The following is a 21,487-nucleotide window of genomic DNA, read 5'->3' on the forward strand; positions in this document are numbered from 1 at the left end:
TCATGACAATTATTGAATGATTTTTCCAAAAAATATCTTTCGGATTTTATGATTTCTTTTCTGATCTTTCCTCCGCACTTTCCAATATGACACCATGCGCAATTCCCGGAACACTTTTTCCTTCATTAAAACTTACCGGCGATAAAAGTGCCCCTGTGGGAACAAATAAAACACGTTTCCATTCCTGCTTCTGAAGCTTCTGCAAAATATATCCGGTCAGCATAACAGCACTGCATCCGCAGCCGCTGCCACCAGACTGGACATTTTGATCACCCCTGTAAATTTCAATACCGCAGTCCATATAACGGGACGCAATATCATAGCCTTTTGCTTCCAGAATATCTAGCAGGATCTGTCTGCCGACCTGTCCCAGATCACCGGTAATGATCTGATCATAATCCTCCGGCTTTCTCTGAAAATCCTCCAGATTTGCCGCGATCACATCTGCTGCTGCCGGCGCCATACATGCTCCCATATTCATACTGTCCTTTACTCCGTAATCCACGATCTTCCCTGTGGTCACGCCCCGGACTTGTACGATTTTTTGGACATTGGTTTTTCCTTCCAACTTCTTTTTGGTATCAAACTGGGAGGAAAGTACAACTGCCCCGCTCCCTGTCACGGTCCAGGTTGCCGCTTTCGGACGCTGATTACCATATCCCAGAGGAAAACGAAACTGCTTTTCCGCACTTGCAAAATGACTGGAGGTAAGAGCTACCACCCGGTCCGCAAATCCACCGTCCACTAACATTGATCCGATCGCCAGCGATTCTCCCATGGTAGAGCAGGCTCCGTACACACCAAAAATGGGAATATCCAGATTCATCAGTCCGAAGGAGGATGCGATCAACTGTCCCAGCAGATCCCCCGCCACAACATATCGAATGTCCTTTTTTTCCAGTCCGCATTTTTCAATCGCCATCTCCGCAGCCATCTGCTGAAAACGCTCCTCTGCCTCCTCCCATGTGTCCTGCCCAGCCATAGGATCCCTGATCACATGATCAAAATATTCTCCATAGGGTCCCTGCTCTTCCTTTTCCCCTACAACAGACGCCGCCCCTACGATCAGAGGCGGACAGTCAAATTCTACACTTTGTTTTCCGATTTCTTTTTTCGCCATCCGGCACCTCCTTTCCTGTACAAAAAATGCACAGGTCTTTTATGCCTATTTTTTCCATTGAAGATGGCAATTATACATGATTAGATCAGAAAAGATGCCGGTTATATTTTTTAGAAAACTTCAAGAGCTTTCCTAAGAATATGGGACAATCTCCATATCCTCCTGTCGAGAGGTTGCCTCCGGAATTACATAAAACCACGTTCCGATCCGCATCCCGATAAATTTCTGATTTATGAATCCCCGGTATTCTTTTTTTACAGGATATTCTCCTATTTGCTGCAGCTTTCCATCTCTGTCATAATGATATAATACATAATAATTTTGCTCACGGTTCTCCTCTTTCTCGTCATCACTGTCTCCATAGTCTGTCCCGCCAAAGCCTGCTATATTATTTTCTTCGTCAATAAAAATTTTCCGGTAATCCTCCAGTACATTGTTATATTTTATATGATCTATTTCCTTTTCATCATAAATGCTGAGTTTGTTATTGTCCGTAATATCGTACAGTGAAATTTTAGCATTTCCGTCCTCTGCTTCCCCGATCCCCAAAAGCAGATCATCTTTCACCGGATGAAGATAACCGGAAAAACCGGGCATTTCGATCTTATCCACTACCTTCAATTTCTCCGGATCAGAAAAGTCAATGCTAAAAAGAGGATCCCGCTGCTGATAAGTCACTACATAACCCATATCCCCCAAAAAACGAACCGCCTTAATATCTTCATCTTTCGCAATATTCTTCCGCTTTGACAATAGCCGGAAATTCTCATCAAAGGCATAAGCACACACCTCTGTGCTGCCAATAACGGCACCAATCATATCCGGATCATCCTCATATTGATAATGAAGGATCTGCGTGATCACATACAGCTTATCCCCCCGCTCCTGGATTCCAAAGCTGCTGGTGATCGTTCCCTGCATAGTCTCGGTTTTGTCTCCGATCAGACGCCCCTGATACAACTGCAGTTTTACAATACGGGTCTGATCGTATTTTTCTTTTTTATCCGTATCCGCATAAAGCGTCGTCGAAAGATATAAATTACTTTCTGTCATATATACGTCCAGATACCTTCCAATCACTGCCTTCACATCCTGTCTCTGCACATCTCCGGATAATTTCCACGAGCTCACCATGGTATAGGCATTTCCATCCGAGTCCGGCGGCAATATAATATTCTGCGTTCCCAAAAGCTCCCCGTCCAGCCCCGGAATATAACGATCTTTATTCTCCTCTTTCATAGCGGTCACCGGAACCTTTATCTGCTGTGTCACCAGATATAACATACCATCATATTCCCGCAGCGTATTATAATTTCCGTTTTGTATCGTATGTCTGATTTCCTTCGGATGCTCCATATCGGAGATATCATAAAAATATGCCACTGTCTTTATATCCCATTCAAAATTTCCCTGAATCTCCTCCACAACTGTCAGAATATTTCCGCTGACATAAAGCTCTGCATTATATTCCTCCCAAATCGGCGAACGGTAAAGCTTGTATCTTTTTCCATCTCTGCCCTCCGGAAGCGGAACGGGAATGCTCTGCACCTCCTGCGTTTTCTTTCCATCCGGCCGGAATATATGAACTGTATGCTGCTTTTTCTTACTGGATAATGTATAGATCCATTGGCCATCCGTCACGGCATAATCTGCTTCTCCGATCCCTTTCTCCCGTTGATTCATCGAAGTATATGTTTCCACCGATCTTCCTACCTGGACAGCAGAACCATTCACTCCTCCCGTCGATGACGAGGACTTCATAAGTGCCGTCAGGTTTCCCCCATCCTCCAGCATATAGCGGTCCTGCTTCTCCAGCAGTCCCGAAAAATACCGGTATATCTCATGATAGCTTGAAACACATGGAATATCGGTTGTGTATTCCCCTCTCCTTTTTCCAAAAAAGACACTGCAAAGCAAAATCACCAACACCAGCCAGATCACCACTGACCCTGCCAAAACCTTTTTTCCCCAACGGTGTCTGCGAAGCATCACCTGTTCCATCCGCATACCGATCAATCTCTCTGTTTCTGTCATTTTCATAGGCCACTCCATTTCTGCCCCCTGACGGGATGCAAAAAAACATTTGCATCCCGTTCCCCCAAGGGCACGTTTTCCGTCTTTTATCGTTTCCCATTTGGAATTCCTATTAAACTGTGTCCCCAGAACAGAAAATGTTGCACCGAATGAAAAAATTTTCAACTAAAACTTTTCCTGTTACGCAAAAACGGGGTTTGTACGTTTTTGTACAAACCCCGTTTTTATTCTGTACAGCGAAATGATATTTTCCCTACGCTGATCACAGCTTATGGATCAGACCGCTGTTAAAATTCAAATCTTACTCTGCAACAAATGCCTTAACCTTTGCATAAATGCTGTCTGCATCCAGACCATATTTCTTGATCAGTTCTACAGCCGGACCGGACTCACCAAAGGTATCATTAACACCGATCTTCATAACCTTTGTCGGTGCCTTTGCAGAAAGACAGTCACAGACTGCGCTTCCCAGACCGCCAATAACAGAATGTTCCTCTACCGTAACAACCTTGCCTGTTTCTTTGGCTGCAGCAACCACCAGATCCTCATCCAACGGTTTAATCGTATGAATATTAATCACCTTAGCAAAGATGCCGTCTGCTGCCAGCTTCTCGGCAGCCTCCAGAGACTCTCCAACCTCAAGACCTGTTGCAATAATAGTCACGTCCTTACCCTCACGGAGAACAACACCCTTTCCCATCTCAAACTTGTAGTCCGGTCTGTCATTGATCACCGGCACAGCCAGACGGCCAAAACGGATATATACAGGACCATCATGATCCAAAGCAGCCTTTACGGCAGCCTTTGCTTCCACATCATCTGATGGATTCATTACGATCATTCCAGGGATTGTACGCATTAATGCCAGATCCTCACAGCACTGATGGGTTGCTCCATCCTCTCCTACGGAGATACCGGCATGTGTTGCACCAATCTTTACATTGAGATGCGGATATGCAATGGAATTACGAACCTGCTCAAAAGCACGTCCCGCTGCAAACATTGCAAAGGAGCTTACAAACGGAATCTTTCCTGTTGTTGCAAGACCAGCTGCAATCCCCATCATATCACACTCTGCAATACCACAATCTATATGTCTGTCCGGATACGCCTTTTTGAAGATTGCAGTCTTGGTTGCTGCTGCCAGATCGGCATCAAGCACTACAAGGTTTGGATATTCCTCTGCATATTCCTTCAACGCATTTCCGTAGCTTTCTCTCGTCGCGATTTTCTTTACGTCAGCCATGTTCATCCTCCTTTACTTTAAGCTCTCACCGATTTTGTCCAGATCAGCCATTGCCTGTGCATACTGCTCATCATTTGGAGCAGAACCATGCCAGCTTGCCTGATTCTCCATGAAGCTTACGCCCTTACCCTTGATACTCTTTGCAATGATCGCTGTCGGCATTCCCTTGGTAGCCCTTGCCTTCTTGAAAGCATCTGCGATCTGATCAAAATCATGGGCATCAATCTCCATCACATTGAAATTAAATGCTTTAAACTTCTCAGCGATTGGATATGGTGAACATACATCTGCAATATCTCCATCAATCTGGAGTCCATTATTATCTACGATCACTACGAGATTATCCAGCTTGCGGGCACCTGCAAACATTGCAGCCTCCCAGACCTGACCCTCCTGGATCTCTCCATCACCTAACAGTGTATAGGTACGGTAATCTGCATTGTCCAGCTTTGCGGACAGTGCCATACCAACGGCTGCGGAAATTCCCTGTCCCAGGGAACCGCTTGACATATCAACTCCCGGAATATGCTTCATATCCGGATGTCCCTGCAGATAAGATCCAACATGACGAAGTGTTTTAAGATCCTCCTTCGGAAAATATCCTTTCTCCGCTAATGTGGCATAAAGTGCCGGTGCAATGTGACCCTTGGAAAGTACGAAACGGTCACGGTCTGCTTTCTTTGGATCCTTTGGATCTACATTCATTTCTTCAAAATAAAGATATGTTAAAATGTCTGCTGCAGAAAGGGATCCGCCCGGATGACCGGATTTTGCACTGTGTACTGCTGTCACAATGCCCTTACGAATCTCATTTGCAGTTTTCTTTAATGCTAATGTATCCATTTTATTTTCCTTTCTGTCTTTACATTTTTGTATAAAGTGATGTACTCCCGGATGACATATTATGTCCCTGGAAAGAGCTCTTCATACTGCTTACTGACCAAATACGGCAAGATATTCCTTCTGGAACTTCTCAATACCCTGATCTGTCAGCGGATGCTTTGTCATCTGCTCAATCACAGAATACGGAACAGTTGCGATATCAGCACCTGCAAGAGCGCAGTCCGTTACATGGATCGGATTACGGATGCTTGCTGCGATGATCTCTGTGTCGATACCATAGTTATCAAAAATAGCTGTAATGGTCTCGATCAGATCAATACCCGGCTGTGAGATATCATCCAGACGTCCCAGGAATGGTGATACATATGCCGCACCTGCTCTGGCCGCCAGAAGTGCCTGATTGGCAGAGAAGATCAATGTAACATTTACCTTGATACCCTCAGAAGCCAAAACCTTTGTAGCCTTGAGACCCTCAACAGTCATCGGAATCTTTACTACCATGTTTGGATGAAGCTTTGCAATCTCGCGTCCCTCTGCGATCATTCCCTCTGCATCAACCGTTGTTGCCTTAACCTCACCACTGATCGGACCATCCACGATGGAAGCGATCTCCTTCAGGATCTCCTCCTGGCTTTTGCCGCCTTCCTTTGCGATCAGGGATGGATTTGTAGTTACACCACAGATCACACCCATATCATTTGCTTTTTTGATGTCTTCGATCTTTGCTGTGTCAACAAAAAATTTCATTTTAATGTTCCTCCTCTTTCTTAGTGATTTCATACGCCATTTGCTCATTGCATAACATACAAACTACTGCTTTTAGTATACCTCTTTTCTCGTGCATGGTCAACAAAAATAGCGTTTTCTTTTCGTCATTTTGTCAATAAAACCAGAATCCTTTCCAGTCATTTTTGTAAACTCTGTACAATGCCCCCTTGACATGGAAAGAACGGATCTGTCTGCCGTCTTTGCCTGTTTCTTCAAAAATATGATCCCCGGAGCGGCAATATAAGAAACTTTCATCGTACGGTGTCACATTACCACCCTTTTCATTCCAGGTAAGACGTTCCTTTTCCAGAAGAGCATATGTCCCCGCCGACTCATCCACAAGATATTTATAATAATATGAATTGTTTTTTTGTCCGGAAGTTCCCCTGCCGGCATTATTATTCAGCATACCGACATAATACTGTCCCTCTGCCAGATTACTGCTTTTTTCTACGACCAGTGCATTCTGTCCATACTGTGACCGGAACAGCTCCGGCGTAGTTGTCTTTCCGCTGTCAAGGATCGAATTAACGATCGGTGTCGCCTGTGTCGGCTCCGCCTGACCATCTGCCAGTGCCTTTGTGAGAAGCTTTTTGCGAAGACGTTTCATAGCTTTTCCTTTGCCGGATATATTCCACAATTTCTGATCCGTCATCATATAATCCAGCTTTGGCATTAAACTGTTGACATTACTCACTTTCATGATCGTAGAATATTTGGAAGACCCCAGCAATAACTGGTTGATTCCTGTCACCTGAACGGAGTCCGGTGCCATATAATTTCTGCCCTTCAGCTTTCCGCTCTTGTCCGCCCGCTTGACCAGCTTTACCAGAGATGGAATATCCGATAAATCCAGTGCATCTGATACATCCCCGGAATTTACCTCAACCTTGACCACACTTCCCAGAGATTGGGAACGCTGTACCGGCTGTGCCAGTACATAAACGGCTCCGGCTCCATCGTAGGCAAACTCTCCATAGATATGATGCAGTGGAATTTCCAGACAATCCACTACCTGCCCCAGTTCGTTCACGCGGGCAAGAGTATTGTCATCCACCTCATACACCAGCGTATCGTAAATCTGCTCCATATTATAGCCGATTTCCTTCGTCGGGAATTCTCCGCGTAAAACACCGCTGTTGTCATACAAAAGCACTGCCTGCTTTTTAGTGCCTGTCCCTGCAAACACCGTATAAAGTCCATTCTGTAAAGGTGTTTTGCTTCTGCCCTCTTCCAGCTTCAAAATGGTCTGTGCTCCACTGTAACTTTTGGGCATATCCACTTTATAGTACAGGGTATTGGCCAGCTCGTCTTTTTTATTGTACAGCCTAAAGATCAGATAATTTGTTTTGTCCGGTACCAGTCCAATGATCTGGTATTCATGCTCCATTGCAACATTACCGGAGGCTCCGTTATCCAGCGTCCGTGTAAAGTCCGGAATCTTGTCATCATCCACAGAAACTGTATATCTGCAGTAAAATCTGCCTTTGCTCTTAAAATACATATATAAAGACTCCGGATTCGTTCCATACGGATTATACGCCCAAAGAGGATCCTCCTCTGAATAGTCCCGTTTTTTCTTGATATCTGTCAGCATATCCTCTGCCGCAGCAGATTTTGCCTTGTTGTAAATGGCATCCACGCTTCCGTACTCTCTGGTGACTACATTTTTCTTGTCTCCAGACAGATACAGCGTCTGCAGCTCCAGCTTATCCACATCCTCCAGTGCTTTATCCTTCGTGTCCGTGTCCATCTCCTCCTGCAGAAGGGCAGCCTTTTTCTTTTCCTGCTGCCGGTTCACGGAATTCATCTTCCACAAAAATGCTCCCATCCCCGCGATCATCACAAGGCTGGTGATCAATATGGTTAACAGCTTTTTCTTCATCCGTTTCACATTCCCTTTCTACCTGCTCCTCCATCCTCACGAAGAGCATTTAACATAATATCATACAACTCCGGAGCGTTCTTGCGGATCAGTACCGGGTGCATATCCCGGTCCAGAAAACAATGACCGGTCCTTCCGGTACTGCGCAGCTCCCCGGTTATCTCATCACGCACTTCATATGCAAATTCCATTTTCAATCCGTCAAACTTTGCCATACGAACCGAAATGCAGATCTTATCCCCAAAACGAACCGGTTGTTTATATTGACAATCCACAAAGGTAACGGGAATGATCATGCCCCGCTCCTCCAGCCCCCGGTAGGAAAGGCCGATCTCGTCCATCCATTGAAGCCTTGCCTCCTCAAAATAGCGGATATAATTGGAATGATGCACGATTCCCATCTGATCCGTCTCGTAATAATTTACCGAACGACTATATTTTTTCATACTGTCCCCCTCATTTCATATTTTGACAGAATAAATCTTTACGGTTATCATATGATGAGAGCAGCAAAATTTTGTATGCTTTCATCATCACAGGTTTATTCTTTTCTTTATTATAAAGGATTCCCGTGTCGTGTCAATGAAAAAGGAAATGGAGATTACTTATGAATCTGATCACAGCAGAACATTTAACACATTCTTATACAGAACGCAAATTATTTGATGACGCCTCCTTCTCCCTCAACGAACAGGAGAAGGTCGGGATCATCGGCATCAACGGAACCGGCAAATCGACCCTTTTAAAGATTCTTGCCGGCAGGGAGGAACCGGATGAAGGTACTGTCATTATGGGAAGAAACCTGCGTATCGGCTACCTTCCCCAGAACCCGGTTTTTCCGGAAAGCTTTGATGCCCTGACTGCCGCTCTGCCTCTGGCAGACGATATTTCCGGCAGTCCCATGGATTATGAGGCCGATGCTAAGTCCATGCTCACGAAACTTGGGATTACACAGTTAAACCAGAATATCACAGAGCTTTCCGGCGGCCAGCGCAAACGGATCGCTCTGGTCCGCACTCTTCTGACTCCCTCTGATATTCTGATCCTGGACGAGCCTACAAACCATCTCGACAGCGCTATGGCGGAATGGCTGGAAACCTTTCTGAAAAATACAAAAAGCGCCCTGATCATGATCACTCACGACCGTTATTTTCTGGACAGCGTAGTAAACCGGATCGTGGAGATCGACAAAGGCAAGCTTTACAGCTATAGCTGCAATTATCTGGGATATCTGGAACGAAAGGCTCAGAGAGAAGAGATTGAAATGGCAACGGAACGGAAACGCCAGAGCCTGCTGCGGGTGGAGATTGCCTGGATGCAGCGGGGAGCCAGAGCCCGTTCTACCAAACAGAAAGCACACATCGCACGTTATGAAGCACTGAGGGATACTGCGGCACCTGTTCGCGACAGCTCCGTGGAAATGGCATCTGTCTCCTCCCGTCTTGGTAAAACCACCGTGGAGCTGGAACATATCACAAAATCTTACGGAGATCGTACATTGATCCATGATTTTTCTTATATCTTCCTGCGGGATGACCGGATCGGTATTATCGGTCCCAACGGCTGCGGCAAGTCTACGCTGATGAAGATCATTGCCGGTTCCGTTGAACCCGACAGCGGCACCGTAACGATCGGGCAGACTGTCAAGATCGGATATTTTTCCCAGGAAAATGAAGCACTGGATGAAAACATGCGAGTGATCGACTATGTCCGCAGCGGCGCGGAATACATCCGCCAGCCGGACGGTTCTCTGATCACAGCCTCTGCCATGCTGGAACGCTTTCTGTTTCCGGGAGATATGCAGTATGCCTTGATCAAAAAACTGTCTGGTGGCGAGAAGCGGCGTCTTTATCTGCTCCGTATTCTCATGGAAGCCCCAAATGTCCTGTTTCTTGATGAGCCAACCAATGATCTGGACATTGCCACTCTGACCATTCTGGAGGATTATCTGGATCACTTTGACGGTATCGTAGCAGTCGTTTCCCATGACCGCTATTTTCTGGATCGTGTGGTACGCCGGATTTTTTCCTATGAAGAGGATGGCAGACTGGTTCAGTACGAGGGCGGCTATACCGACTACCTTCATGCCTGTGAAGCTAAAAATACAGCGGCTGACGGTCACACAAATAACTCCGTTTCCAAAGCACCGTCAGAAGCAGAGACAGCCAAAACCGTAAACCGCAACAACTGGAAGGACGGACAGACCAAAAAGAAAAAAATGACCTATCAGGAGCAAAAGGATTTCGAGACCATTGAAGACGATATTGCTGCCATAGAGGAACATCTGGACGCGATCGACACCGAAATGACCCGGGCAGCCAGCGATTTCGTACAGCTCGCAAAATTATCCGAAGAAAAAGAGAAGCTTTCCCAGGAATTGGAACAGAAAATGGATCGATGGATGTATCTGGAGGAGCTTGCCCAGGAACTTGGCATTGATAAAAATTAGCACTGCTTTTCATTTGTTTTACATTGACAGGAACAGGTGAATATGGTAGATTAAAACTGTTGTTGAATCTGTGCTCACACAGGTTACAAAATTTTTTCATTATTTTAGGAGGCACTACTATGAAGGGTACAGTTAAATGGTTTAACGCAAAGAAGGGTTTTGGTTTCATCTCTGACGAGACTGGCAAGGATGTATTCGTACATTTCTCAGCACTCCAGATGGACGGATTCAAGGTTCTTGACGAGGGTGAAGAGGTTGAGTTCGACGTTGTAAACGGAGAAAAGGGACCACAGGCAGCTAACGTTGTTAAGCTTGGTTAATTGCAGACAACAGACAGACGTTATATTCATGGCATAAACCATTTTAGTTTTCTAATAAATTTTTTATTGCAAAATTATCTGGACATAGCTTTGAGGTGTAACAAAAGGCTGATACATCAAATGATGTATCAGCCTTTCTCTTTTCTATTCTATATTTCATTATTTCAGTTTCATCCGATATACCACCGGCATATCACTCTGTACAAATGGTGCATGGATCGTCATGGTATCCGCGTCACGCTCATATGTGACCGGCTCATCATATCCCAGTGCCTTCATCTCCAGAATAATTCCATGGAAGTCCTTGCTGTCCTCTCCCATAGATTTTACAACCACGTCGGCACCTTCCTGCTTCATGGCAATAATGTAAATATAGTCTGCCTTGCATGTAAAACGGATATCGTCCTTGCCATACGCCTGACGGCCTTCCTCGGAGAACATACCTTCTACACCCTTGGTACTTCCCTCGGCCTGAATACGCCATGGATGTGTATCGTAGATTGCCTCTCCGTTGACACTCATCCACTCACCCATCTCTTTAAGGATCTTAATCTCCTCATCACAGATAGTTCCATCTGCCTTCGGTCCGACATTTAGCAGAAGACATCCATTCTTGCTGACGATATCTACCAGATCCTGTATGATCTCTACCGTTGGCTTAAAACGATTCTGCTCCGTATAACACCATGAATTGTAAGCCATCGAGGTATCTGCCTGCCACGTAAATGGCTTTGCCTCTGCGAAATGGCCACGCTCCATATCGAGAACGCCGGTTCCCAGCATCATAGCATCATGCTTGTAGGAGATTGTCACCTGCTGTCCCCATTCCAGACCACGGTTATAATAATATGCCGCAAACTTCTTCAGATATGGTTTTACGGAATCATGCTGGATCCACCAGTCGAAGTAAACCATATTTGGATGATATTTCTCCACCAGCTCACAGTTTCTTGCAAGCCAGTCCTCCATAAAATCCTGTGGAGGTGCCGGACTGAACAGATCCTGATTGTCCGGTTCCGGCATTGCCGGATAATAAAAATCACCTAACTTCATAGGGTCTTTAATATCACTGTCAAACTCCTTGCCATGTCCCATAAAGAAGGAATGCTCTACACGATGATTTGATTCACAGAAGGTCAGTCCCTCTTTCTCGATCGCTGCCTTCATCTCTCCCAGCACATCACGCTTCATCGCCATCTTGACGCTGTTCCATTCACTGATCTCACTGTCATACATCTGAAATCCGTCATGATGCTCTGCCACCGGCATCACATATCTTGCACCGGCTTCCTTAAACAGCTTCACCCACTCCTCCGGCTGGAACTTCGGTGCTGTAAACATCGGAATGAAATCCTTGTAACCAAACTTCGTATGCTCTCCAAAAGTATCTCTGTGATGCTGCCACTCCTCCATACTCTGGATGTACATATTTCTGGAATACCACTCATTATTGAATGCCGGTACACTGAACAGCCCCCAGTGAATAAATATACCGAATTTACCGTTTTTGAGCCATTTTGGTGTCTCATAATCAGAGAGGGATACCCAGTCCGGTTTAAATGGACCCTTTGCGATCACCTCATCCACAATGTCTAAATATTTCTGCTGTGGTGTCATTCTTTTTCTCCTTTTTTATTTTATTAACGACTTGCAAGACGATATGTTTTGTCGGACTGTGTATACTGAATGTCCAGACCAAACTCCTTAAGTGCATGAATATCCTCATAAATACTCTTTCTCTCACCGGTAAGATTATGATCTGCCAGCCAGTCCAGAATCTCCTGCATAGTCACTCCGTTTTCTGCGTCTGTCTGCTGCACAAACAGCTCCATTACATAAAGTACTCTCAGTCTTACATTTTTTTCCATAACTCTTCCTCCCAAATGTATTTACTCACATGATACACGGATCAGATTCATTCTGTCCGGAACTTCACTAAACCTCACCTGAATCTTTTGCTGTGGGTGAGGACAGCTTTCCATCGCTTCTCCCTTTTCATCCCGCATGGCAAGCACCTTGACGCGACAATCGCTGCCATCCGGTTTCATGATCTCCACCTCATCGCCAACACAGAATTTATTGCGCTGCTCCATCACAGCATATCCATCCTCTGTGATCTCGCTGACGATGCCGAGATAAGTATATTTTTTAACATAGGTATTGTTATCATAGATCTGCCCCTCATGGGTCGGCTTCCCATAAAAGAAGCCCGTCGTGTACTGACGGTACGTGCACTTGGATATCTCATCCATATAATATGACTTCCGGGACTCATACAGCTCCGGTGATGTAAAGTAATCATCGATTGCCTGACGATATGTTCTTGCCACATCAGCCACATAAAGAGCCGTTTTCATACGTCCTTCGATCTTGAAGCTGTCAATCCCGGCATCTACCAGATCCGGTATATGCTCGATCATACAGAGATCCTTGGAATTGAAAATATATGTGCCTCTCTCATTTTCCTCTACCGGAAGAAACTCTCCCGGACGATTCTCCTCCATAATATAATACTTCCACCGGCATGGATGGGTACATGCTCCCAGATTGGCATCCCGCCCTGTAAAATAATTACTTAGAAGACATCTGCCGGAATAAGAAATACACATGGCGCCGTGTACAAAGGTTTCAATCTCCAGATCATCGGGAATATGTGCCCGGATATCCTTAATCTCCCGGATTGAAAGCTCTCTGGCGGATACCACACGCTTTGCCCCCATCCGCTGCCAGAACAGATATGTGCCATAATTGACATTGTTGCTCTGGGTACTGATATGCACCTCAATCTCCGGACAGACCTCTCTGGCAATATCAAAAACTCCCGGATCCGAAATGATCAGCGCATCCGGACCGATCTCCTTCAGCTCCTCAAAATAATGGCGGATTCCTTCCAGATCCCCATTATGAGCTGTTATATTTGCTGTGACAAACACTCTCTTTCCATGCTCATGTGCAAAGCTTACGCCCTCCTTCATATCCTCCGGAGAGAAGTTTTTGGCCTTTGCACGGAGTCCATACATATCGCCGCCGATATATACTGCGTCAGCACCATATATCACGGCTACCTTTAAAACCTCCAAGCTGCTTGCCGGTATCAATAACTCCGGCTTTCCATTTGATAACAACCCTTTCACCTCACTTTATCCGCCTGGACACGGTAATTCCGTCTCCCACAGGCAATATCACTGTATCAAGCTCCTCCGAATGGGTCAGCCGATACAGATATTCCCGCATCCGTCCATGAATCGTACGGTCTCTGCGGTTAATGGCATAACGTGACTGGATCACGTCACCATCCTGCAATACATTGTCTGTTATCAGCATACCATTTTCAGGAAGCATCTTCAATATATCCGGCAAAAAATTAAGATACTGTCCCTTGGCAGCATCCATAAAAATAAAATCATATTGATTTCCTTGTGCACAAAGCTTTTCAAGTACCTCTGCCGCATCTCCCTCCAGCAGGCAGATCCTGTCTTCCTTGCCATAACGTACGAAATTTGCTTTGGCGGCCCGGATCCTTGCCGGCACCTTTTCTATGGTGGTAATGGAAGTCTGCTCCGGCACATATTCGCTCATCAATATGCCGGAAAATCCAACAGCCGTTCCGATCTCTAAAATGGAAGCCGGCTGTGTCATCCCCAGTATAAACCCCAGAAATGTCTGCATAGGCCTCCGGATAATGGGCACCTGATCCTCAAGTGCCTGCTGTTCCAGCTCTGCCAGTTCTCCCGGCAGGTTCCATTGCAGCGCATCAATAAACACTGAAAGTCTCTCATCAATTATCATTTGTCAAACCCTTCCGATACTGTCAAACGATTGATTACCTGCTCATATGTCATGGAATTGTTCAGAATATACTTGCCGGAATAGATCTTATTCCGATCTGTTTTCATAATCCCCGCTCTGGCAAGAAAACTGTATCTGTCACAGATCACACCCTTGTCCTGCAGTTTCGCCGCAATATCCCGGAAACTGTCTGCAGAAGACACCGAAAAGGTAATGTCCTCTCCCGGCTGCTGCTCTACCCGGACATCGGCGAACACATCATAGCAGAAACGATATCCATGATAACACAAAAACGCCACACTTAACACCAGCAGCGAATAGAGCACGATATAAACCGAGGTCATCACTGCCGGTTTCCAGCTATTCATCTAAAAACTCCAGTTCCAGATCCAGATGATCCAGAAAATATCCCTGCATCCTTTTGATCATCATGCAATACTGATGCTCTGCCGCCAGAAATTCGTTGGCAAGACCATTGGTCTGCAGATCTGCGAACTCCTTCTGCAATGCATTATTTTCCTCAATAGGATTTGCATGATCCGTCATCTGAAACACGATGCTGCCTCTGCGGAATTCCCCGATCCTCCGGTAAATATCCGGATGCTTTTTGACACTCTCTAAAAGCGTCTGGTACTGATTGTACTCCTGGGTGCGCTTTACGGCCTCCATCAACTGCTCCATCAAAAGCTGCGTCTCTCCACTCATAGGCTACTCAACCTCCATAATAACCGGCAGGATCATAGGATTACGTTTCATCTTCTTCCAGAGATAATCACTGAGACTGTCCTTGATCTCTGTCTTGATCTTGGACCAGTCAGATACCTGATTGTCCAGACATCTTTCCAGCGCCGCATATACAATGCTCTTTGCCTCGTCCATGAGATATTCTGATTCCCGTACATAGACAAATCCTCTGGATACAATATCCGGTCCCGCCAAAAGCTGATTGGTATATTTCTCTAATGTCAATACAATAATAATGAGTCCATTTTCGGATAAATGCTGTCTGTCTCTTAAAACAATATTTCCGACATCACCAACACCAAGTCCGTCTACCATGATACCCTGAGCCTGTACCTTTCCTACCAGTGCACAGTGCTCACTGTCAATCTCCAGCACATCACCGGAGGACAGGATCACTGTGTTTTCCTTCGGCACACCCATAAGCTGTGCCAGCTCCGCATGTGCCTGCAGATGGCGGTACTCTCCATGAACCGGGATCGCATACTGTGGCTTTGTCAGCGCATAGATCAGCTTGATCTCTTCCTCACTGGCATGTCCGGATACATGAGCATCCTGCTCAATCACCTTTGCTCCCTTTGCTGCAAGCTCGTTGACTACCTTGGCAACATTCTTTTCATTGCCGGGGATCGGACGTGAGCTGAAGATTACAGTGTCGCCCGGCTCAATTGTGATCCGGCGGTGAAGATTCGATGCCATTCTGGACAGCGCTGCCATCGCCTCTCCCTGGCTTCCTGTGGTGATCAGCACCAGTTTCTCCGGTGCATAATTCTTCATCTGGTCCATATCGATCAGTGTATTATCCGGAATGTCAATATATCCCAGCTCTGTGGCTGTGGTGATGACATTAACCATGCTTCTTCCCTCGACGACAACCTTTCTGCCGTATTTCACTGCAGAATTCACAATCTGCTGGACACGATCCACGTTGGATGCAAAGGTTGCCACTATAATACGATGCTTTGTATTTTCAGCAAAAATATTATCGAAGGTTTTACCTACAGTACGCTCTGACATGGTAAAGCCCGGCTTCATTACATTGGTACTGTCTGCCATCAATGCCAATACACCCTTTTTGCCAAGCTCCGCAAATCTCTGCAGATCGATCGGCTCTCCACGTACCGGAGTGTAATCCACCTTGAAGTCTCCGGTATGAACAATGGTTCCTACCGGGGTAAAGATTGCCAGTGCCGCAGCATCAGAAATGCTGTGGTTCGTGCGGATAAATTCGATACGGAAACATCCCAGATTGATAGACTGACCATATTTTACAACCTTTTTCTTCACCGGCTTCGGCATCACATGCTCTTTGAGCTTGTTTTCGATCAGGCCCATAGTAAGCTTTGTTGCATAAACAGGAGCATTTACTTCCTTGAGAACATATGGAAGCGCTCCAATATGATCCTCGTGTCCATGGGTGATCACAAAGCCTCTGACCTTATCAATATTTTCCTTGAGGTATGTGATATCCGGAATGACAAGATCAATTCCCAGCATATCATCTCCGGGGAATGAAAGACCGCAGTCTACCACTACAATATTGTCCTCATATTCAAATGCGGTAATATTCATACCAATCTGCTCCAGGCCGCCCAGTGGAATGATCTTAAGTCCATGACCAACAAGACTGCTCTTTGACTTCTGGTTTGACTTTTCTGTCATACGCCGTACCTTCTCCGCAACAGCTTTATCTGCTCTTGCAGCCACGCTTTCCTTTTCTTCCCTGGCTGCCTTCGTCGTTCTTGTCGTTCTTGTTCTCTTCGGCTTTTCTACCGTCTCCTTTGTCTCACGCTCTGCCTTTGCGGATGGCTTTCTTCCTCTTCTGATGATCCGTTTCGCTCCCTTTTCTCCCTCTGCTGCCTTGTTCTGTACCGCACTTGATTCCGTTTCCTTTTTCAATGAAATACCCTGCCTTTCTTCGATTTATTATTTATTATTTGATTAAAATCCAGAAAATTGCATAAAAAAGCAAAGCCTTTCCAGACCTCTTTCCCGTCTGTCAGGCATCTCTCCCCTGCATCCTTCTACATTTGAATATCCACGTCGTCCAGTAATTCCGCAAACACCTTAGAAAGTGCTTCTAATTGTGCCTCATCCTCCACAAACTCATAAACAGTCTGATCATCCTGATCACTGATCTCCTGCATAATATAGACCTCTGCCTCATCCTCGTCCGTATCGCTGTCGGTCACCAGCAAAAAATCCTTTCCTGCCAATGTAGTCTGCTCAATTATATAAAAAGGGATCTCCTCCCCTTCATCCGTGATAAAATTAATACTCTGCATCTATGATCTCCATTCTTACTTTGCGAGTATATCAAGATAACCCTGCAGAATCAACGATGCCGCAAGCTTGTCAATATACTCTTTTCGGTTTTCTTTCCGGACTCCACCCTCATTTAATACTGCGTCTGCTTCCTTTGTGGTCAGACGCTCATCCTGATATATGATCTCGATTCCCGTACGTTTTGCTAACTGATCTCCAAACTCTCTGGTCCGCTCGCAGCGTTCTCCCTCCTGGTTGTCCATCCGCTTTGGAAGCCCCAGCACGATCCGGTCCACCTCGTACGTTCCGATCAGTTCCTCTATCCGTGCAAATGTCTTGCGTAGCTTCGCCGGTCTCTCTCTCTGAATTGTTTCCACAGGCTGCGCCGTCAGCAACAGCTCATCACTAATGGCAACTCCTACGGTTTTGTCACCATAGTCCAATCCCATGATCCTCACTGTTTTTCCTCCATTCCTCTGCCTTCGTCACTCTGTGAAAACACCGGAATCCCTTTTCCAATAATCTGTCTGGAATTATTTGAAATTATTCTGAATATAATCCTCCAGAAGCACTTCAATGATCTCATCACGCTCCACACGCATAATCAGACTTCTCGCTCCCTTATGACTGGTAATATAGGTTGGATCTCCCGACATCACATAACCAACGATCTGATTGACCGGATTATATCCCTTCTCGGTCAACGCTTCATAAATCCGGGCAATGACATCCTTTACCTCGAAATCCATATCCTTCTGTACGTTAAAATATTGTGTATTATTGATTTCCTGCATAATGGCACTACCTCCATCCTTTCACGAGCACATATCTATTCAATATAGTAATATATCTTTTTATAAATTACAAGCCCTTTCCCGTTTTCCAAGTAAAATATCTCCCTCCAGCGAGCCATTAATATGCACGTCTATCAGGCTGTTACAAAGGCTTTCATCGGATACTCCCTTTTCATACGGCACAGCGATCCGGACATATCTTTCATTATATCCCACCAGGTATTTTGTTCCCTCGATCAGAACCGGCTCCTCAATCAGAACCTTCTGTGTCTGATCCGGAAATTTCTGCTGATACTGCTTTTCCAGTTCTGCTTCTATCGCTAACAGTCTGTCACTCCGGCTGTTTTTTACCTGCTCATCCACCTGATCCTCCATACGGTCCGCAACGGTACCGTGACGTCTGGAATATTTAAATACATGAATCTGCGCAAAGGACACCTTCTTTGCAAAATCACATGTTGTTTTAAATTCTTCCTCCGTCTCTCCCGGAAATCCCACAATAATATCGGTGGTGATCGCAGGATCTTTAAAATATTTCCGTAAAATTTCCACTCCCTGCAGATATTCCTGTGACGAATAATGACGATTCATTCTCTTTAATGTCGCATCACATCCGCTCTGCAGAGAAAGATGAAAATGAGGACACACCTCCGGAATTTCCGCCAGTTTTTTTACAAATTCTTCGGTAATGATCCGCGGTTCCAGAGATCCCAGACGCAGTCGTTCAATTCCGGAAACCTGTGCCATTTTCTGCAATAATTCCAGCAGATATTTCCCCTGAAGTTTTACAAAACTATTGGCATCTGTTTTTTTAAATTCCCGGTCCACACCAAAGGAGGAAAGATGAATTCCCGTCAATACAATTTCATGAAATCCGGCAGCGGCAAGCTTTTTTGTTTCGGATAAAATATCTTCCTCCGTGCGGCTCTCCAGTTTTCCTCTGACATAGGGAATAATACAATAACTGCAATACTGGTTACAGCCATTCTGAATCTTAATATATGCTCTGGTATGCAGCTCCTGTTCTGCCTTTTCCGACATTTCTCCCACAGAATGACCGGGACAGTTTTCTTTGTTTAAAATTCCCCTTTTTTCCATGATTTTTTCTACCTTGGATATCATGATTTCTTTGTCTTCATTGCCAATAAAAAGATCAACACTTTCGTCCTCTTCTCCCTTCTGACGGGCAGAATCCACATAACATCCGGCAGCCACAACCACAGCATCCGGATTCATGCGACGGGCACGATGAAGCATTTTTCTCGATTTACGGTCTGCAATATTGGTAACGGTACATGTATTGACCACATAGACATCTGCCTTTTCCGAAAAGGAAACTATTTCATAGCCTTCTGTCTCAAATTGTGTTTTCATTTTTTCTGTTTCGTAAGAATTTACTTTACAGCCCAATGTTAAAAAAGCAATTTTCATTTTCAACTCCATTTTTTCTTTTTTATTTCAATAAGATTTACATATTTTTTACCATGTTTTGGTGTTTTTACTAAAATATGGCATTCCTCACAGGGTTTTTGTATTATTTTTTGGCAACATTGTATATTGACTTTTTGTTCCGTTGTGTCTAGTATAAAGAAGAACAAAATCAATGAGGAGGTAATAGTTATGAAAACAGTAAAGATTTCTTTAAACTCAATCGACAAGGTTAAGGCATTTGTAAACGATGTAACAAACTTCAATACTGATTTTGATCTGGTATCCGGAAGATATGTGATTGACGCAAAGTCTATTATGGGAATCTTCAGTCTGGATCTTTCCAAGGCTATCGATCTGAACATCCATGATGATGACAACATCGATGAGATTCTTAAGACTCTCGCTCCATACATCGTAGAGTAATTTATTGCATACCTTTATGAGTTTCCTCAGGGATTCCTGAGGTTTTCCATTTAAGAGAAGTACAGAGAACACCTTTGGTGTTCTCTTTTTCTTTGCTCTTTTATATGGCAGTTTAAACTATTTTCTCAAACTGCCATATTCTATTTTCAAACAATTTAAATGTCACTACTCTCCCACCGTAATGATCTCTACGGTATCCAATGCGGTCTTTACCATCTCATCAATCTTACCTACAAGCTTCTCCTCGGAACGATGAAGCATTTTAAGCTCCGGTTTTGTTACCGGATGCTTTGCGACAAAAATGGTACAGCAGTCTTCATATGGCTGAATAGATGTCTCGTAGGTATTGATCTTTTCAGACAGCTCCACGATCTCCTGCTTGTCAAAACCGATCAGCGGACGATATACCGGCAGCGTACACACTTCATTAGTTGCCGCCAGACTCTGCATGGTCTGACTTGCCACCTGACCAATGCTCTCTCCGGTGATCAGGCCGAGACAATCATTTTTCTTTGCCAGTGTTTCCGCAATACGCATCATATAACGGCGCATCAGAATCGTTAATTCTTCATGAGGACATGTCTCATAAATATACATCTGTATGTCCGTAAAATTGACCACATGAAGACGGATCGGTCCGGTATATTTTGAAACAAGCTCTGCGAGATCTACGACCTTCTGCTTTGCCCTCTCACTGGTGTATGGCGGCGCATGAAAATATACCGCATCAATAAAGACACCTCTTTTGGCGATCATATATCCGGCCACCGGACTGTCAATACCACCGGACAGAAGAAGCATTGCACTGCCATTAGTTCCCAGAGGCATTCCTCCGGCTCCCTTGATAACCTTAGAATAAACATACGCCTTCTCGCGGATCTCTACCCAGATACGCACCTCCGGTTTATGAACATCTACACGAAGCTCTGGGAAACGATCCAGCAGATATGCTCCCGTCTCCACACATACCTCCGGTGATGTCATGGGATAATGCTTATCACTTCTCTTGGACTCTACCTTAAAAGTGAAATCAAGCTTGTCATACTGCTGCTCTACAAAGTCTCCCACACCTTTAGCTACATTTTCCCAGGTCTTGTCCTCGATCACATTGACCGGACAGATTCCTGAAATACCAAATACATGCTGCAGTGCCTCGATCACATCCTCCTCATCAAAGTCACCCTTTGCCTCCACAAAAATACGCCCCTGCTGACGTTCTACCACAAACTCTCCATCTAACGGCTTCAGCGTACGCTCCATCTGCTGACAGAGGGCATTTTCGAATTTATATCTGTTCTTTCCTTTTATTCCGATTTCCGCATATTTTACTAAGAATGCCTGATACATATATTTTCTCCATTTCTTTATCTGATTTTGAC

Annotated in this window: 22 protein-coding genes; 3 read left to right on the forward strand and 19 right to left on the reverse strand. The window is 45.0% G+C overall.

Annotation, left to right across the window (positions count from 1 at the left end):
- Window positions 1–46: 46 nt before the first annotated feature.
- The 7 genes from spoVAD to H8704_RS01270 form a co-directional block, all read right to left on the reverse strand.
- A complete protein-coding gene (gene spoVAD / locus H8704_RS01240; protein ID WP_249296987.1) occupies window positions 47–1,120 on the reverse strand; it encodes a stage V sporulation protein AD in 1,074 nt (357 codons plus the stop codon).
- Window positions 1,121–1,252: 132 nt separating this feature from the next.
- Complete coding sequence (locus H8704_RS01245; protein ID WP_249296988.1) at window positions 1,253–3,160, reverse strand: beta-propeller domain-containing protein; 1,908 nt, start codon at window positions 3,158–3,160, stop codon at window positions 1,253–1,255.
- 295 nt (window positions 3,161–3,455) lie between these two features.
- Window positions 3,456–4,400: a transketolase family protein gene (locus tag H8704_RS01250; RefSeq protein WP_249296989.1), complete on the reverse strand. Its 945-nt coding sequence runs from the start codon at window positions 4,398–4,400 to the stop codon at window positions 3,456–3,458.
- A gap of 12 nt (window positions 4,401–4,412) precedes the next feature.
- On the reverse strand, window positions 4,413–5,243 hold the full coding sequence (locus tag H8704_RS01255) for a transketolase (protein WP_022465204.1): 831 nt from the start codon (window positions 5,241–5,243) through the stop codon (window positions 4,413–4,415).
- A 90-nt stretch (window positions 5,244–5,333) separates the two neighbouring features.
- Window positions 5,334–5,990, reverse strand: a complete 657-nt coding sequence (fsa, locus tag H8704_RS01260) for a fructose-6-phosphate aldolase (protein ID WP_022465205.1) — start codon at window positions 5,988–5,990, stop codon at window positions 5,334–5,336.
- 133 nt (window positions 5,991–6,123) lie between these two features.
- Entirely contained in the window at window positions 6,124–7,896 is a 1,773-nt protein-coding gene (locus H8704_RS01265; protein WP_249296990.1) for an aryl-sulfate sulfotransferase, read from the reverse strand.
- A gap of 5 nt (window positions 7,897–7,901) precedes the next feature.
- Window positions 7,902–8,342, reverse strand: coding sequence for an acyl-CoA thioesterase (locus H8704_RS01270; protein WP_022465207.1), 441 nt, complete (start codon window positions 8,340–8,342; stop codon window positions 7,902–7,904).
- 161 nt (window positions 8,343–8,503) lie between these two features.
- On the opposite strand from H8704_RS01270, the gene H8704_RS01275 reads away from it, so the two are divergent.
- On the forward strand, window positions 8,504–10,345 hold the full coding sequence (locus tag H8704_RS01275; RefSeq protein WP_118677679.1) for an ABC-F family ATP-binding cassette domain-containing protein: 1,842 nt from the start codon (window positions 8,504–8,506) through the stop codon (window positions 10,343–10,345).
- Window positions 10,346–10,464: 119 nt separating this feature from the next.
- Window positions 10,465–10,665 carry a cold shock domain-containing protein gene (locus H8704_RS01280; protein WP_022305209.1) on the forward strand — a complete coding sequence of 67 codons (201 nt, stop codon included), beginning with the start codon at window positions 10,465–10,467 and terminating at the stop codon, window positions 10,663–10,665.
- Between the two features lie 159 nt (window positions 10,666–10,824).
- Here the strand turns inward: H8704_RS01280 and H8704_RS01285 are convergent, their stop codons facing one another.
- The 11 genes from H8704_RS01285 to mtaB all read right to left on the reverse strand — a co-directional run bounded on the left by H8704_RS01285 (window position 10,825) and on the right by mtaB (window position 19,685).
- Window positions 10,825–12,282: an alpha-L-fucosidase gene (locus H8704_RS01285; protein WP_118677681.1), complete on the reverse strand. Its 1,458-nt coding sequence runs from the start codon at window positions 12,280–12,282 to the stop codon at window positions 10,825–10,827.
- 23 nt (window positions 12,283–12,305) lie between these two features.
- Window positions 12,306–12,533, reverse strand: coding sequence for a hypothetical protein (locus tag H8704_RS01290; protein ID WP_022463467.1), 228 nt, complete (start codon window positions 12,531–12,533; stop codon window positions 12,306–12,308).
- Window positions 12,534–12,554: 21 nt separating this feature from the next.
- A complete protein-coding gene (locus H8704_RS01295; protein ID WP_249296991.1) occupies window positions 12,555–13,790 on the reverse strand; it encodes a peptidase U32 family protein in 1,236 nt (411 codons plus the stop codon).
- A 10-nt stretch (window positions 13,791–13,800) separates the two neighbouring features.
- Window positions 13,801–14,454, reverse strand: coding sequence for an O-methyltransferase (locus H8704_RS01300; protein ID WP_118677683.1), 654 nt, complete (start codon window positions 14,452–14,454; stop codon window positions 13,801–13,803).
- Window positions 14,451–14,822: an MltG/YceG/YrrL family protein gene (locus H8704_RS01305; protein ID WP_118677685.1), complete on the reverse strand. Its 372-nt coding sequence runs from the start codon at window positions 14,820–14,822 to the stop codon at window positions 14,451–14,453. The genes H8704_RS01300 and H8704_RS01305 overlap by 4 nt, the downstream gene beginning before the upstream one ends.
- Complete coding sequence (locus tag H8704_RS01310) at window positions 14,815–15,159, reverse strand: YlbF family regulator (RefSeq protein ID WP_022463471.1); 345 nt, start codon at window positions 15,157–15,159, stop codon at window positions 14,815–14,817. The genes H8704_RS01305 and H8704_RS01310 overlap by 8 nt, the downstream gene beginning before the upstream one ends.
- Before the next feature lie 3 nt (window positions 15,160–15,162).
- Window positions 15,163–16,857, reverse strand: coding sequence for a ribonuclease J (locus H8704_RS01315; RefSeq protein WP_249297100.1), 1,695 nt, complete (start codon window positions 16,855–16,857; stop codon window positions 15,163–15,165).
- A gap of 362 nt (window positions 16,858–17,219) precedes the next feature.
- Window positions 17,220–17,480, reverse strand: a complete 261-nt coding sequence (locus H8704_RS01320; protein ID WP_022463473.1) for a DUF1292 domain-containing protein — start codon at window positions 17,478–17,480, stop codon at window positions 17,220–17,222.
- A 15-nt stretch (window positions 17,481–17,495) separates the two neighbouring features.
- The gene (gene ruvX, locus H8704_RS01325; protein WP_022463474.1) at window positions 17,496–17,918 is read right to left on the reverse strand and encodes a Holliday junction resolvase RuvX; all 423 of its coding nucleotides are present in this window, start codon (window positions 17,916–17,918) and stop codon (window positions 17,496–17,498) included.
- 75 nt (window positions 17,919–17,993) lie between these two features.
- Window positions 17,994–18,254 (reverse strand): IreB family regulatory phosphoprotein, encoded by a 261-nt coding sequence (locus H8704_RS01330; RefSeq protein ID WP_022305199.1) that lies wholly within the window; start codon window positions 18,252–18,254, stop codon window positions 17,994–17,996.
- A 60-nt stretch (window positions 18,255–18,314) separates the two neighbouring features.
- Window positions 18,315–19,685 carry a tRNA (N(6)-L-threonylcarbamoyladenosine(37)-C(2))-methylthiotransferase MtaB gene (mtaB, locus tag H8704_RS01335; RefSeq protein ID WP_249296992.1) on the reverse strand — a complete coding sequence of 457 codons (1,371 nt, stop codon included), beginning with the start codon at window positions 19,683–19,685 and terminating at the stop codon, window positions 18,315–18,317.
- A gap of 189 nt (window positions 19,686–19,874) precedes the next feature.
- Here mtaB and H8704_RS01340 point away from each other — a divergent pair, with 189 nt between their 5' ends.
- The gene (locus H8704_RS01340) at window positions 19,875–20,108 is read left to right on the forward strand and encodes an HPr family phosphocarrier protein (RefSeq protein WP_022305197.1); all 234 of its coding nucleotides are present in this window, start codon (window positions 19,875–19,877) and stop codon (window positions 20,106–20,108) included.
- Window positions 20,109–20,273: 165 nt separating this feature from the next.
- On the opposite strand, the gene thiI is transcribed toward H8704_RS01340, so the two are convergent.
- Window positions 20,274–21,455 (reverse strand): tRNA uracil 4-sulfurtransferase ThiI, encoded by a 1,182-nt coding sequence (gene thiI, locus H8704_RS01345; protein WP_118677687.1) that lies wholly within the window; start codon window positions 21,453–21,455, stop codon window positions 20,274–20,276.
- Window positions 21,456–21,487: the final 32 nt, after the last annotated feature.

Origin of the sequence: Jutongia huaianensis, from assembly GCF_014384985.1 — a bacterium.
GTDB lineage: Bacteria > Bacillota > Clostridia > Lachnospirales > Lachnospiraceae > Jutongia > Jutongia huaianensis.

Excerpts from the sequence above, each read along its gene's own strand:
- spoVAD (WP_249296987.1), bottom strand. The coding sequence starts at position 1,120 with ATGGCGAAAAAAGAAATCGGAAAACAAAGTGTAGAATTTGACTGTCCG.
- H8704_RS01315 (WP_249297100.1), bottom strand. The coding sequence starts at position 16,857 with ATGACAGAAAAGTCAAACCAGAAGTCAAAGAGCAGTCTTGTTGGTCAT.
- H8704_RS01340 (WP_022305197.1), top strand. The coding sequence starts at position 19,875 with ATGAAAACAGTAAAGATTTCTTTAAACTCAATCGACAAGGTTAAGGCA.
- thiI (WP_118677687.1), bottom strand. The coding sequence starts at position 21,455 with ATGTATCAGGCATTCTTAGTAAAATATGCGGAAATCGGAATAAAAGGA.
- H8704_RS01320 (WP_022463473.1), bottom strand. The coding sequence starts at position 17,480 with ATGCAGAGTATTAATTTTATCACGGATGAAGGGGAGGAGATCCCTTTT.
- H8704_RS01305 (WP_118677685.1), bottom strand. The coding sequence starts at position 14,822 with ATGAATAGCTGGAAACCGGCAGTGATGACCTCGGTTTATATCGTGCTC.
- H8704_RS01300 (WP_118677683.1), bottom strand. The coding sequence starts at position 14,454 with ATGATAATTGATGAGAGACTTTCAGTGTTTATTGATGCGCTGCAATGG.
- H8704_RS01255 (WP_022465204.1), bottom strand. The coding sequence starts at position 5,243 with ATGGATACATTAGCATTAAAGAAAACTGCAAATGAGATTCGTAAGGGC.
- mtaB (WP_249296992.1), bottom strand. The coding sequence starts at position 19,685 with ATGAAAATTGCTTTTTTAACATTGGGCTGTAAAGTAAATTCTTACGAA.
- fsa (WP_022465205.1), bottom strand. The coding sequence starts at position 5,990 with ATGAAATTTTTTGTTGACACAGCAAAGATCGAAGACATCAAAAAAGCA.
- H8704_RS01280 (WP_022305209.1), top strand. The coding sequence starts at position 10,465 with ATGAAGGGTACAGTTAAATGGTTTAACGCAAAGAAGGGTTTTGGTTTC.
- H8704_RS01275 (WP_118677679.1), top strand. The coding sequence starts at position 8,504 with ATGAATCTGATCACAGCAGAACATTTAACACATTCTTATACAGAACGC.
- H8704_RS01285 (WP_118677681.1), bottom strand. The coding sequence starts at position 12,282 with ATGACACCACAGCAGAAATATTTAGACATTGTGGATGAGGTGATCGCA.
- H8704_RS01330 (WP_022305199.1), bottom strand. The coding sequence starts at position 18,254 with ATGCAGGAAATCAATAATACACAATATTTTAACGTACAGAAGGATATG.
- H8704_RS01310 (WP_022463471.1), bottom strand. The coding sequence starts at position 15,159 with ATGAGTGGAGAGACGCAGCTTTTGATGGAGCAGTTGATGGAGGCCGTA.
- H8704_RS01245 (WP_249296988.1), bottom strand. The coding sequence starts at position 3,160 with ATGAAAATGACAGAAACAGAGAGATTGATCGGTATGCGGATGGAACAG.
- H8704_RS01270 (WP_022465207.1), bottom strand. The coding sequence starts at position 8,342 with ATGAAAAAATATAGTCGTTCGGTAAATTATTACGAGACGGATCAGATG.
- H8704_RS01250 (WP_249296989.1), bottom strand. The coding sequence starts at position 4,400 with ATGGCTGACGTAAAGAAAATCGCGACGAGAGAAAGCTACGGAAATGCG.
- H8704_RS01290 (WP_022463467.1), bottom strand. The coding sequence starts at position 12,533 with ATGGAAAAAAATGTAAGACTGAGAGTACTTTATGTAATGGAGCTGTTT.
- H8704_RS01265 (WP_249296990.1), bottom strand. The coding sequence starts at position 7,896 with ATGAAGAAAAAGCTGTTAACCATATTGATCACCAGCCTTGTGATGATC.